This is a genomic window from Castellaniella sp. (assembly GCF_049673105.1).
GTDB lineage: Bacteria > Pseudomonadota > Gammaproteobacteria > Burkholderiales > Burkholderiaceae_B > Castellaniella.
The window spans coordinates 1-12,973 of record NZ_JBATXG010000026.1 but is presented as its reverse complement, the minus strand read 5'-3'; the positions used below and the strand labels follow the sequence as shown (position 1 = coordinate 12,973).

The 12,973-nt window shown below is 63.1% G+C and carries 8 protein-coding genes and 1 tRNA gene; 4 read left to right on the top strand and 5 right to left on the bottom strand.

Annotated features, from left to right (window positions below):
• Positions 1-61: 61 nt before the first annotated feature.
• Positions 62-3,343 carry a TonB-dependent receptor domain-containing protein gene (locus WBF69_RS10690; protein WP_424263967.1) on the bottom strand — a complete coding sequence of 1,094 codons (3,282 nt, stop codon included), beginning with the start codon at positions 3,341-3,343 and terminating at the stop codon, positions 62-64.
• 261 nt (positions 3,344-3,604) lie between these two features.
• On the opposite strand from WBF69_RS10690, the gene hemE reads away from it, so the two are divergent.
• From hemE to WBF69_RS10675, 3 genes are all read left to right on the top strand, one after another.
• The gene (gene hemE / locus WBF69_RS10685; protein ID WP_424263965.1) at positions 3,605-4,672 is read left to right on the top strand and encodes a uroporphyrinogen decarboxylase; all 1,068 of its coding nucleotides are present in this window, start codon (positions 3,605-3,607) and stop codon (positions 4,670-4,672) included.
• A gap of 253 nt (positions 4,673-4,925) precedes the next feature.
• A complete protein-coding gene (locus WBF69_RS10680; protein ID WP_424263963.1) occupies positions 4,926-7,028 on the top strand; it encodes a primosomal protein N' in 2,103 nt (700 codons plus the stop codon).
• Between the two features lies 1 nt (position 7,029).
• Positions 7,030-9,216, top strand: coding sequence for a UvrD-helicase domain-containing protein (locus WBF69_RS10675; RefSeq protein ID WP_424263961.1), 2,187 nt, complete (start codon positions 7,030-7,032; stop codon positions 9,214-9,216).
• 81 nt (positions 9,217-9,297) lie between these two features.
• Here WBF69_RS10675 and WBF69_RS10670 read toward each other — a convergent pair whose 3' ends face one another.
• From WBF69_RS10670 to WBF69_RS10655, 4 genes are all read right to left on the bottom strand, one after another.
• Positions 9,298-9,531 carry a hypothetical protein gene (locus WBF69_RS10670; protein WP_424263959.1) on the bottom strand — a complete coding sequence of 78 codons (234 nt, stop codon included), beginning with the start codon at positions 9,529-9,531 and terminating at the stop codon, positions 9,298-9,300.
• Between the two features lie 216 nt (positions 9,532-9,747).
• A complete protein-coding gene (locus tag WBF69_RS10665) occupies positions 9,748-10,485 on the bottom strand; it encodes an enoyl-CoA hydratase/isomerase family protein (protein ID WP_424264078.1) in 738 nt (245 codons plus the stop codon).
• Positions 10,476-11,453, bottom strand: coding sequence for an NAD(P)H-dependent flavin oxidoreductase (locus tag WBF69_RS10660; protein ID WP_424263957.1), 978 nt, complete (start codon positions 11,451-11,453; stop codon positions 10,476-10,478). The genes WBF69_RS10665 and WBF69_RS10660 overlap by 10 nt, the downstream gene beginning before the upstream one ends.
• 159 nt (positions 11,454-11,612) lie before the next feature.
• Positions 11,613-12,515, bottom strand: a complete 903-nt coding sequence (locus WBF69_RS10655; protein ID WP_424263955.1) for a c-type cytochrome — start codon at positions 12,513-12,515, stop codon at positions 11,613-11,615.
• 205 nt (positions 12,516-12,720) lie between these two features.
• On the opposite strand from WBF69_RS10655, the gene WBF69_RS10650 reads away from it, so the two are divergent.
• Positions 12,721-12,795, top strand: a tRNA-Arg gene (locus tag WBF69_RS10650).
• Positions 12,796-12,973: the final 178 nt, after the last annotated feature.

Here is a 12,973-nt window from a genome sequence, read left to right as displayed (position 1 = left end):
GAAAACGATGGAAAAACCTGGTTTTCAGGGAAAGCCAGGAAACCCTGGAACTTCGGGACTGCTAGAACTGCGCCCGCATGCCGACGGTGATCGTGCGCCCTGGGCCGGGGGCGGGGATCTTGGCCATGGGGTCCAGGTAATAGCGGTCGGTGATGTTGGTGACGCCCAGGCTCAGCGTGACGTTCTTGGTGGCGCGCCATTGGGCCGAGGCGTCGAGTAGCATGACCGGGTGCCAGTACAGCTGGCGCATGCTGTTTTCCTTCCAGATGGATGGGCCGTAGGGGGTGTTCAGCAGGTCGTCCAGTTGCTTGTTTTCCGCCTTCGAGTGATAGACGGCGCGCAGCGCCAGTTCCAGCCGGTTCTGCAGCAGCCGGGTGCCCAGTTCGGCATTGATCGAATAGCGCGGCTGCAGGCTGGTGGCGGTCAGCATGTCGGGAAAGCCGCCGGTCATGCATTCCGGCATGCGGTTGTAGAAGGGGTCCAGGCCGTAGGCGTAATCCTTGTCGCACAGTTCCTGCTTGAGCCGCCAGGTGGCGCCCAGGCCGCCGAAGAACCGACCGCTGTCGAAGCGCGATTGGAACTCGATCCCGGTGGTCTTCTTGCGGTCGAACTGGATCACGTTCAGGTAAGCATCGCGGTCGATGAAGTCCTGGATGGTGGTGTCGAAATAGCTCAGGCGCACGTCCGCCTGGCGCAGGCCCGGCAGGAACGGGGCCAGGTCCTGGGAATAGCCGATTTCCCAGTTGGTGCTGCGTTCCGGCTTGCCGGCGCCGCTGCCCAGGTAATAGGTGTTGCCCAGGCCGACTGTCGTGGAGGCGATCTCGAAGATGCTGGGAAAGCGCGTCATCTGCGCGTAGCGGGCGTAGACGCTGATGGTGTCGGTGACGCGCGTCGTGGCGGAGAAGACCGGCGACCAGGCGTGGCCGTACTGCCGCTTGGGCGGCGCCCATTCCTGGCCGACGGCGGGGGTGGCGTAGACGGTGGATGTGCCGACCGGAATGATTTCCTGGAATTCTCCAGTCTTGCCTTGAGGGTTGGTCGCCGTCTGGGAGGGATCGATACCGCCACCGGCGAAGGGACTTTGCGAGGCATCGACCTTGCCGTCCACGACGGGTACGACGACGGTTTTCTTCCAGTACATGGCCGTGTCCCCCGTGCTGGTGATCGGAGGCTTGGCAGCGGTCGTTGTCGCTCCATGCGCCGAGATGTAGGTGTCAAGGGCGGCTTTGGCATCGTGAAATGCCTGCATGGCGGGCGTCGTCACGTTGTGGTCGACGAGCTGCTCCCAGTCGGAAGTACTGAGATTGCTGATCGCCGCAGTCTGCGAGTCCGATAGCGTCGTCCACTGAGCCACTTCCGCATTCGTCATCAACTGGCCGTACTCCAGCGCCAGCCCGGTCCGTTGTCCGGTGATCTGCGCTCCCGCCATCCGGTTCGCGCGCCGTTCGGCCAGGCCGTCGTCGTAGGCCGAGTATTCGTTGTAGCGGGTGCCGGCGGTCAGGGTGAGCCAGTCCGTGGGCCGCCATTCCAGGTTCATGGTGGCGGCCCATTCCCGGCGGGTGCCGGAACGCGGACCGAACTTGACGGTGGATTCGGCCAGGGCGGCGCCACCAACGCCGATGCCGCCGGTCAGATCCAGGTTGACGACGCGCTCGTCCAGCTTTTCGTGCTGCAGTTCGCCGCCGACGGTCAGGCGCAGCCGGTCGGTCAGGGTGAAGCGGTTGCTGAAATCGAAGCCCTTGCGGTCGTGGCTGGTCCACTGCGCGCTGCCGGCGAAGATGTGGCCGTCGTGGTCGGGTTCGACGGGTGCGGTGCCCCCCAGAGCAGGGTTCAGGACCGGGTTGGTGAAGCAGGTGAAGTTGGCCGCCCCGCTGGGCAGGGTCGGGTTGGCGAACGGATTGCCCCGGCATGCATCCCAGTCGGCCTTGACGATCTGGTAGGCGTCCAGCGCGCCGCTGCGGGCGATGTAATAGGCGCCACTGCCGCTCTGGTGGCGTTCGCTGTCGGTTCTGGTCATCCAGAGATGGGCTTCCAGGTCGACTACGCGCGAACCTTCCGGCCTCCATTCGTAGTCGAGCTTATACGTGTCCAGTTGGACGTTCGAGCGGGGATATTCGGCGACGAGCTGGCCGGGCAGGCCCTGCGGGGATTTGGTCAGTTCCTCGGCGATGCCCATCATCATGATCGACTGTCCGGTGGACGTTTCCGCGAAATCCAGGTTGGTGCGCATGAAGCTCAGGCCGATCTGCTGGTCGTGCGGCAGGTACCAGCGGTTCTTGAGCAGCAGGGTTTCGGTCTTGCTGGCCGTGCTCAGCACCTCGTTGCCGGGGTGGTAAAGCTTGGTCAGATTAGGGAAATAGGCCGAAGTGTCCTTGGCGTAGGCGTCGTTGTTGGCGTAGGCGTCGGCGCCGTTCTTGCCGGCGAAATAATTGCCCCGCTTGCGGTAGCTGTAGGCCAGCAGGGCGTCGGTGTGGTCGTTGCGCCCCGCGATGGCGAACATGAAGCTCTTGTCCTGGAAGTTCATGGCGTCCCCGGCGCTGCGATTGCGCGGCACGGGCTGGGGGATGTTGACCGCGTAATCCGAACCCAGCGTCGCGCCCGGAATGTCGCGATAGTCTTTGCCGAAATAACTGTTGGCATCGACGGCGGGCGCGATGGTGTTGCCGGAGGTTTCCAGCTTGACTTCGAGGCCCAGGCTGTCGCCATCAGGGATGATGTCGGATGGATTGATGGTGCGCACATTCACCGCGCCGCCGATGCCGCTCTTGATGCCCCGGCTCAACGATGGGCCCTTTTCCACCTCGATGCTGCGAAACAGGGCGGGATCCACGTAGTTGCGGTTGCCGGCGCCGTAGACCTGCAGCCAGACGTTGACGGACTGCTCGGTGCCGTCCACCGTCAGTGGTACCCGGCCTTCGCCCGACAGGCCGCGGATGTTCGGGGTGATCGACGATCCGTTGCGCGAGTCCATGCTGTAGACGCCGTTCATGCCCTTGAAGAGATCTGCCGGGTTGGTGACCTGATAGCGGTTCAGCTCTTTACGATCGACGTATAGGTTGGTGACGTTCTTGGTGAATACGTTCTCGTATCCCTGGGCATCAGGGTCTCTCAGGCCACGTACGCGAACCGGTGTCAACATGTTGATGTGCTCATCCCGATCGGTAGCTGCCGTGTCGCGTGCATTGTCGGTATCCGCTCGGCTTTCTATGCGGTCGTTACTGCCGGGCGAGGGATGGGCCTGCGCTCTGGAAAGAGGGGGGGTCAGGCTCAGGGCAGCTGTCAAGGCGGCTACGATGATCGGCCCGGTGGTATCGGGCGCGAACCCTGGATGCTTGAAGAACATGATGATTGCCACGGAATGGAGGTGAAAGCGGTACGACGCCGGATCGGGGACGGCGCAACGTATCTTGCAAGCCAGGCAATCTAAATGAGAATGATAATTATCAATTGTTGATGGAGCGAGGCGCGAGCACTTCTTCAAGCGCTGTTCATGGCCTGTCTCATCAGGGGGGTAATCTGCGGGGGGGTCGGGTAAAATCCAGGCTTCTCCTCCGATCCAGTCGCCATCGCGTGGACCACGCGATCCGTCTACAGGAAGTTTGCCGTGACCCAGTTGAAAAATGATGTATTCCTGCGCGCGTTGATGCGCCAGCCCGTTCCCTACACCCCGATCTGGATGATGCGCCAGGCCGGGCGCTACTTGCCGGAATACCGGCAGACCCGCGCTCAGGCCGGTTCGTTCATGGGGCTGGCCCAGAACCCGGAATACGCCTGTGAGGTCACGCTGCAGCCGCTGCGCCGTTTTGCGCTGGATGCCGCCATCCTGTTTTCCGATATCCTGACCGTGCCGGATGCCATGGGCCTGGGCCTGCAGTTCGTCAACGGCGAAGGGCCGCGCTTCGAGCGCCCTCTGCGCGACGAAGCCGCGATCGCGGCCTTGCAGGTACCCGACATGGACCGCCTGCGCTATGTGTTCGATGCCGTCTCTTTGATCCGCCGGGAACTGAATGGCGACGTGCCGCTGATCGGCTTTTCGGGCAGCCCGTGGACACTGGCCTGTTATATGGTCGAGGGCCAGGGTAGCAGCGACTACCGGCAGATCAAAACCCTGCTGTATCAACGCCCCGACCTGTTGCGTCACATTCTGGATATCAACGCCCAGGCGGTTCAGGTGTATCTGAATGCCCAGATTCGCGCTGGCGCGCAGGCCGTCATGGTGTTCGATAGCTGGGGCGGCGTGTTGGCCGATGGCTTGTTCCAGCAGTTTTCCCTGCACTATACGCAGCGTGTGCTGGATGGGTTGCTGCGCGAACACGAGGGGCAGCGCATTCCCGTCATTGTCTTCACGAAAGGCGGCGGCCAGTGGATTCAGGATATTTCAGCGATTGGCTGTGATGCGGTGGGGCTGGACTGGACGGCCCAGTTGGCGCAGGCGCGACGCACCGTGCAGGACCAGGTCGCCTTGCAGGGCAATCTTGACCCGATGACGCTGTTTGGCGGCGATGCCGCCATCCGCGCCGAAGTTCGTCGCGTACTGGCGGATTTCGGCGAGGTCGGTTCAGGCGGACACGTGTTCAATCTGGGGCATGGGATCTCGCAGTTCACCCCGCCCGAGGCGGTGCTGTCCCTGGTGGACGAGGTCCATACCGCCAGCCGCGCCTACCATACCTGATGGCGGGCCGCTCCGGGTCTTGATGATCCGGAGCGCTTGACTTTTGTGCTTATGCACAATTTTGCCCGAGTCGGGGTTAACACTGATTTTTCTGGAAAAAATCTGGGTTTTATTCATAAGCTATTGTTATATAACAGAAAATACAGAAATTTCGGTATTTTTGTAAATCTTGACTCGCCGAGAGAGCTGGTGTTCACCGTTTTGTTCTCTCTTTCTCCACAAAGTTATCCACAGGCTGGAGCATTCCGTCCTGATGCCTGATTTAGCAGCTTCTTCCCCTGAGCCAGACGCGGTCCCTGGCGCCGCAGCGCCCGTTTATTTGGCGGTAGCGTTGGATGTACCCTTGCCCGGTCTATTTGACTATTCCCACGATACGCCGGTGGCGCCGGGGGTGCGGGTGCGGGTGATGTTCGGTCGTCGGGCCATGGTGGGCATGGTGTGGGCCGTGCGGGAACAACCCGCTGTGTCCGCCGACCGCGTGCGCCCGATCGAGGCGGTGCTGGACGACCTGCCACCCATGCCGGCTGATTGGTTGCGGCTGGCGGATTTTGCAGCGCAGTATTATCACCGCCCTTTGGGCGAGGTGCTGTTGCCGGTGCTGCCGCCGCCCTTGCGCAAGCCTGCTGCCTATACGGGCGCTCGTTCAGCCGGCGGGCCGGTATGCCGGGCGGATCGCCGGCCCGGTACGGCGCGGCTTGGCCAGCGTGATGAGTCCGTCCAGACCCAGGTCACGCTGACGGCAGGGCAGCAAACTGCCCTGGATCAGTTGCAGGGCTTGCTGGCTGCGGGCAAGGGAGTCGCGCTTTTGCATGGCGTGACCGGCAGCGGCAAGACCGAACTCTATCTGCGTCTGGCTCGTCAGGTGTTGGATCAGGGGCGGCAGGTCCTGATCCTGGTGCCGGAAATCAATCTGACGCCGCAACTGGAACATATCGTCCGGACGCAATTGTGTCAGTCGCCGGGTGATCTGGCCGTGCTGCACAGCCGGCTGTCCGAAGGCGAACGCCTGCGCGCCTGGCTGCGGGCGGCGCGTGGTCAGGCCGTGTTGTTGCTGGGTACCCGCCTGGCGCTGATGACGCCCCTGCCGCGCCTGGGCCTGATCGTGGTGGACGAGGAGCACGATCCTTCATACAAGCAGCAAGACGGGCTGCGCTATTCGGCGCGCGATCTGGCCGTCTGGCGGGGGCATGATCTGGGGATCCCTGTCGTGCTGGGCTCGGCGACGCCGTCCCTGGAAACCTGGCGCCGCGCCCAGCGTGGGGACTACCGCTTGGTATCCCTGCCGCATCGCGCCCAGGCCCAGGCGCTGCCGGATATTCGCCTGATCGATACGCGCCGGGCGCAATTGGAGCAAGGCTTTACGCCGCAGCTGTTGCAGGCCCTGGCTGCGCGGCTGGAACAGGGCGAGCAAAGCCTGGTGTTTCTGAACCGGCGGGGTTATGCCCCGGTGCTGCGGTGCGTGTCCTGCGGCTGGGTCAGTCAGTGCCGTCGCTGTACGGCGCATACCGTGCTGCACCGGCTTGGGGGCCGGCGGACGGTGCTGCAATGCCACCATTGCGGCGATGCTCAGCCAGCGCCTCGCGCCTGCCCGGATTGCGGCGATCAGGATCTGCAGCCCATGGGGCGGGGGACGCAGCGCGTCGAGGAATTCCTGGGTGAATACTTTCCCCGGGCGCGAATCCTGCGTATCGATGCCGATGCCACACGTCGCAAGGGCAGCGCCGAAGCGCTCTTTGCCCAGGTGCATGCCGGACAGGCCGATATTCTGGTCGGCACCCAGATGGTATCCAAGGGCCACGACTTTGCGCGCCTGGGATTGGTCGGGGTGTTGAATGCCGACGCCATGCTGTTCGCTCAGGATTTTCGCGCACCGGAACGCCTGTTTGCTCAGCTGATGCAGGTCGCCGGTCGGGCCGGGCGGCGCTCGGGCGGCGCACAAGTCCTGGTCCAGACGGACTACCCCGATCAGCTGGTCTATCAGACCCTGTGCCGGCATGATTACCGCCGTTTCGCTGAATCTGCCTTGGCTGAGCGCGAGGATCTGGGGCTGCCGCCGTTTTCCAACCAGGCCTTGCTGACGGCGCAGGCGACCCACCTGGCCGATGCCTTGGATTTCCTGCGAGCCGTCAGGGCGCAGGCCGATGCCTTGCCTGAATCGGCAGGGGTATGCCTGTACGATGCAGTGCCCCTGCGTATCGTGCGGGTGGCGCGGGTCGAGCGGGCGCAGCTGCTGCTCGAATCGCCTCGTCGTAGCGCCCTGCATGGTCTGTTGCGGGTGTTGCTGCCGCAGGCCGATGCGCTGGCCTCCGGTCGGCCTGTGCGTTGGGGGGTCGAAATCGATCCCCAGGAAATCTGAGATGGATCTGAACCCCAGCCAGCACGAAGCGGTGCGCTATCTGAACGGCCCCTGCCTGGTGCTGGCGGGCGCCGGCAGCGGCAAGACGCGGGTGATCACCCGCAAGATGGCCTATCTGCTGCGCGAATGCGGATATCAGGCGCGTCAGGTGGTGGCGCTGACCTTCACCAATAAAGCCGCGCGGGAAATGAACGAGCGCGTCCGCACCTTGGTTGATCCTCGATTGCTGCGGGGCCTGACGGTGGGCACCTTTCACTCGCTGGGCCTGCGGTTCCTGCGCGAGGAATACGCAGGGTTGGGACTGAAGCGAGGGTTTTCCATCCTGGACGCCACCGATGCCCAGGGCATCATCCAGGAATTGCTGGCGACGACCGACCGTGGCCGCCTGCGCGCTGTCCAGCAGACGATTTCCCTGTGGAAGAACGCCCAGCTGGACCCCGATGGCGCTGCACGGGCGGCTCAGGATGCCGACGAGGCAGAAGCCGTGCGCGTGTATCGCAGCTACGAAGCCACATTGCGCGCCTACCAGTCGGTCGATTTCGACGATCTGATCCGCCTGCCGGCGCAGTTGCTGCAGGACGATGAATCCGTGCGGCAGCGCTGGCAGGCGCGGGTACAGTATTTGTTGGTGGATGAATATCAGGACACCAACGCCTGCCAGTACCAGCTGGTGCGCCTGCTGTGCGGCGACCGGGCCATGCTCACCGCCGTGGGCGACGATGATCAGGCCATCTACGCCTGGCGTGGCGCCACGGTGGAAAACCTGGCCCAGTTGGAGCGCGACTACCCGCAGCTGCGAGTGATCAAGCTGGAACAGAACTACCGTTCGGTGCAGCGCATCCTGCAGGCTGCCAACCAGGTGATCAGTCACAACCCCAAGACCTTCGACAAGACCCTGTGGTCCGACCTGGGGGTGGGCGATCCGATTGGCGTCACGCCGATGGATTCGGACCTGATCGAGGCGGAATCCATCGCGATGCGGTTGTCGGCATCCCGCTTCGAGCGTCAGGCACAATGGAAGGATTTCGCCGTGCTGTATCGGGGCAATCACCAGGCGCGGATCATGGAACAAGCCTTACGCACCCTGCGTATCCCCTATACGGTATCGGGTGGCCAGAGCTTTTTCGACAAAGCGGAAATCCGCGACGTGCTGGCCTGGCTGCGGCTGATCGCCAACGAAGACGAAGACCCCGCTTTCATTCGCGCGGCGACCACGCCCCGGCGGGGCATCGGGCAGGGCACCTTGCAGGCCCTGGGCAGCGAGGCGGCGCGGCAGGGGGTGTCGCTGTATGCCGTCGCTGCCGAAGCGACCGAGGCCTTGCTGCCCGCTGCTCGCCAGCGCGAGGCAGTGCTCGGTTTTGTGCATCTTATTCAGCATTTCCAGGCGCGCGCGGCGCGGCGCGGCGGGGCGGTGCCTGCTTTGCCGGGGGCGGCGGTCCAGGGGGATCTGCTGGCTTTCGATCCCGACCCTGCGCCGTCGACCGCCGGGGCGGAATTCGGCGCGCCGGACAATCAGCTGGCGCCGCAGACATCGGTCGGCCTGGACGGCGCGGCGGTGGGCATCGATGGTTTGCGCGGAGACGATGCCGCCAGGGTGCTTGATGACCTGTTGGCGGCTATGGGCTACGAGCGTCATCTCTACGATACGCTCGACGAGCGCCAGGCCCAGACACGCTGGACCAATGTGCTGGAATTGCTGGAATGGCTCAAGCGCAAGGCCGACGAGGACGACATGACCTTGCTCGAACTGGTGCAGCACGTGGCGCTGGTCACCATGCTCGAGCGCTCGGACGACGATGAGCCCGATGCCGTCAAACTCTCCACCTTGCATGCCTCCAAAGGCCTGGAGTTCCCCCATGTCTATCTGATCGGCGTGGAAGAAGGCCTATTGCCGCATCGCGGCGGGGACGACGAGGGCGATGTCAGCGAGGCGGCGGTGGCTGCTCGACTGCGCCGTATCCAGGAAGAACGTCGCCTGATGTATGTCGGCATCACGCGGGCTCAGCGCACCCTGCAGATCAGCTGGTGCCGCAAACGCCGACGGGGGCGCGAGGACACGATGTGCGAGCCGTCGCGCTTTATCGCTGAAATGGGTTTGCAGACACAGGCGGACGGCTCGGTGCCGGGCGCCGCCGAAATGGACCCCGACCGCGCCCTGAGCAGTCTGAAAAACCTGCTCAAGCGATGAAAAAGCCGCACCGTCACAAAGACGATGCGGCCCTACGGAGAATTCGTATCAGGACCGCCTGACTGGCGGTCCACATCCCGATTACCAGGGCGAGCGGTTGTACAGCATGTTGCGTGCACGCGCTTCGGCTTGGGCATTCAGGACGGCGGTGATGCCGCGCCCAACAGCCTTGGCTCCCCGGCGCAGAGCACGACCCGTGCTGCGCAGACCCTTCATCAGGGACAACGGTCGCGATTCAGTCAGGACCGTATTGGCGTAGGCGCGCTCCAGCGCGTCAGACATCAGGTTCGGGGTGGTGGTGTAGGTGTAGCTCATAACTGACTCCTGTTTCAGAAGCTTCAGATTTTCGACAAGTTCATTATAGGGTAAACCCTAGGATAAAGATAGGGGTAAACCCTAACACTTGTTTTAGAGCGCAAAAAGATGGAAAAGTGTGGTGAAAACCACCAATCCTGTGAACTTTCAAGTTTTTATGGGATGTCTGTCGGGGCGTGCGTTGTCTTCTTGCACGCCCCGGTGGAAGGACTTTCTTTACCCCTTGCGGGCAAAGAACCGCTGGAAGGCTGCCTGAGCCTCGGCGGATTTCAGGCGCTCGAAGAAGACGGTTGCTTCGGCATCCAGCACCTGGTGCACGGTGTCACGATCCGGCGCGCGCAACAGCTGTTTGCTGGCGCGCACGGCTTGTACGGGTTGTGCGGCCAGCGCCTGAGCGCAGGCGCGCGCAGCGGCCAGGGGATCATCCTGGATGTCGCTGAGCAACTGACCGGCCAGTGCTTCCTCTGCATCAAAGGGCTGGGCCTGCAGCAGCCACCGGGCGGCGCGGCGTGGGCCTGCCAGGCGTGGCAGCAGATAGCTGGATGCGCCTTCCGGGCATAGGCCCAGCGATACAAAGGGCAGGCGGAAAACCGCACTGCGATCAGCATAGACGGCATCGCAGTGCGCCAGCAAGGTGACGCCCACGCCGACCGCTTGGCCTTGGACGGCGGCGATGACCGGCACATTGACGCTGGCCAGCGTGTGCAGAAAGGCGATCGAGCCTACGTCGCGGCTATTTTGCGGCATCTGGAATTCCGCCAGATCATTGCCCGCCGTGAAGTGTCCGCCCGCGCCGTGCAGGATGACGGCGGAGCAGGTGGGATCCGCATCGGCGGCCTGCAAGGCCTGGTCGATTTCGCGGTACATGGCGTCGGTCAGCGCGTTGCGCCTTTCGGGCCGATCAATCAGGATTTCCAGGGTCGGGCCATTATGTTCCAGGCGGATCATGCGCAGGTCTCCGTGAGAAAGCCATCCCGCACGGACAGGGCGGCTTGTTGATATTCTTCGCGCAGGCGGGCGACGATATCCGCCGTGGGCAGCACGGAGTCGATGTTGCCTACGCCTTGGCCCGCCCCCCAGATGTCGCGCCAGGCTTTTTTGCTGTCGCTGCCGAAATTCGTGCCCTGCGCCGCCGGCAGTTGGTCGGGGTCCAGGCCGATATTGCGCACGCAGGGTTTTAGATAGTTGCCAGGGATGCCGGTGAAATAGGGGGTGTAGACGATGTCGGCGGCAGCGGTGTCGACGATCATCTGTTTGTACTCCGCCTGGGCATTGGCTTCGGTACTGGCGATGAAGCGGGTGCCCAGGTAGGCGAAGTCCGCGCCCATGGCGCGCGCGGCCAGGATATCCTGGCCCCGGCTGATGGCGCCCGACAGGCAGATGGGGCCGTCGAAGATGCGCCGGACTTCACCCAGCAGAGCAAACGGCGACAAGGTCCCGGCATGGCCGCCCGCGCCGGCGCACACCAGAATCAGACCGTCCACGCCGGCTTCGATGGCCTTTTGCGCATGCCGCAGCGTCGTCACGTCATGAAAGACCTTGCCGCCCCAGCTGTGTACTGCGTCTACGACCTGGTTGGGCGCGCGCAAGCTGGTGATGATCAGCGGTACGCGGTGCTGTGCGCAGGTTTCAAGATCCGCCTGCAGGCGGTCATTGGACTGGTGGATGATGTGGTTGATGGCGTAGGGCGGAATGGGCCGGTCGGGTTCCGCCGCCCGCAAGGCAGCCAGACCCTCTTCGATTTGAGTCAGCCAGGCGTCCAATTTTTCCTGAGGGCGGGCATTCAGGGCCGGCATGGAACCGATGATGCCGCTGGCGCATTGCGCGATGACCAGTTCGGGGCCGGAGACGATGAACATCGGCGCCGCCATGACGGGCAGGGTCATGTTCTGATGCAGCGAGGTCGCTAGGGGGTGAGGCATGAGGAGGGTCTCCTGCTGAGTAATCCGTTCATTCTAATTCAAACGATCGTTTGAATCATGCGGGGTATCCCTAGTGTGTCCTTGTCTTTACGCAGGGCAAGAAAAACCCCTCGGGTCCGTGCGGAGGCCGAGGGGTTTGGGTGTGAAGTCAGGTGGGGCTTATTTGGCCGCGTCCACCATGTATTCGATGGCCGCTTTGAGTTCGTCGTCGGTCGCCTGCGAGCCGCCGCGCGGCGGCATGGCGCCTACACCGGAAATCGCCTTGGCCAGCATGCTGTCCAAACCGGTCTTGATGAAGGGGTCCCAAGCGGCTTTGTCGCCAAATTTCGGCGCCCCGGCCACGCCAGTGCTGTGGCAGGTGATGCAGACGGACTTGTAGACTTTTTCGCCCACGGATACCTGGGTGGCTTCGGCTTTAGGCGCAGCGGCTTGTTCTGCGGGTTTCTCGGCAGCGGGGGCAGCAGCCGGCGCAGGAGCAGCCGCCGGGGCGGCAGCGGCAGGCGCAGCGGCGGCGGGCGCCGACGCGGCTGCCTGGTCACCAGCAGCAGGTTCCGTGGGTTCGGGGAAGTCGGCGCCGGACTGGTTGGTCATGTAGACCACCGCACGGGCGACTTCAAAGTCGTCCAGCGAGGAGTTGCCGCCTTTGGGAGGCATCGCGCCGATCCCGTGAATGGCGTTCTTGAGCAGGTCTTCGAAACCCTGTTTGATGAAGGGAGCCCAGGCGTCTTTGTCGCCGAATTTCGGCGCACCGGCCACACCGCTGCTGTGGCAGGCGGCACAGGTGGATTGGAAGACTTGTTCGCCGGTCTTGAAGACCTTGGGAGCATCGGCATCGACCAGCTTGAATCCGGCAATAGGCTGGATGCGCTTGGCGATGGATTCTTCGGTTTGGCTGTCGGATCCGTAACCCGTGCGGATCGACGAGCCCACCAGGTTCACCAGCAGGATGATGACCGCGATCGGCACCACAAAGGCAAGCACGACCGTGATCAGCAGCTGTTTTGGTGTCTTGATGGGACTTTCGTGCCCGTGCCCGTGTTCGGAGTGTTCTTGAAGGCTCATGATGAGTTCCTGGTCCTGGGATAATAGAGTGCGGCCATTGGACTGCAGACAGTGTCGTGCCGCCTGGCGGGTTCTGTTACAGGCCTCAACCTTCGATTATAGCGACAGCCCCGGCACACTGCAGGGATGGGATAAACCCGCTACAATGTCGAGCCTCCCGGATTGCAACGATATGGGGGTGTCGGCTGCTTAGCCGATGGTACTGGCGCCTGTAGTTCAATGGATAGAATAGGAGTTTCCGAAGCTTCTGATACAGGTTCGATTCCTGTCGGGCGCGCCAGTTCTTGATTAAATGAAGTAGCCTCCAGGCCGTCTGCCTGACTGCCTCAAGGGGCTCTACCCCATTAACGGGGGATGGGCATCCATCAGACACGGTTGATGACACCGTTCCAGCCGCATTGAGCCAAGACCCTCATGCGGTAATTCTCAAAGTTTCTGAAGCCGTAGGCCCTACGCGA

Bases quoted from the DNA above. Each gene is read 5' to 3' on its own strand.
- WBF69_RS10690 (WP_424263967.1), bottom strand. From the start codon at position 3,343: ATGTTCTTCAAGCATCCAGGGTTCGCGCCCGATACCACCGGGCCGATC.
- WBF69_RS10675 (WP_424263961.1), top strand. From the start codon at position 7,030: ATGGATCTGAACCCCAGCCAGCACGAAGCGGTGCGCTATCTGAACGGC.
- WBF69_RS10655 (WP_424263955.1), bottom strand. From the start codon at position 12,515: ATGAGCCTTCAAGAACACTCCGAACACGGGCACGGGCACGAAAGTCCC.
- WBF69_RS10670 (WP_424263959.1), bottom strand. From the start codon at position 9,531: ATGAGCTACACCTACACCACCACCCCGAACCTGATGTCTGACGCGCTG.
- WBF69_RS10660 (WP_424263957.1), bottom strand. From the start codon at position 11,453: ATGCCTCACCCCCTAGCGACCTCGCTGCATCAGAACATGACCCTGCCC.
- WBF69_RS10680 (WP_424263963.1), top strand. From the start codon at position 4,926: ATGCCTGATTTAGCAGCTTCTTCCCCTGAGCCAGACGCGGTCCCTGGC.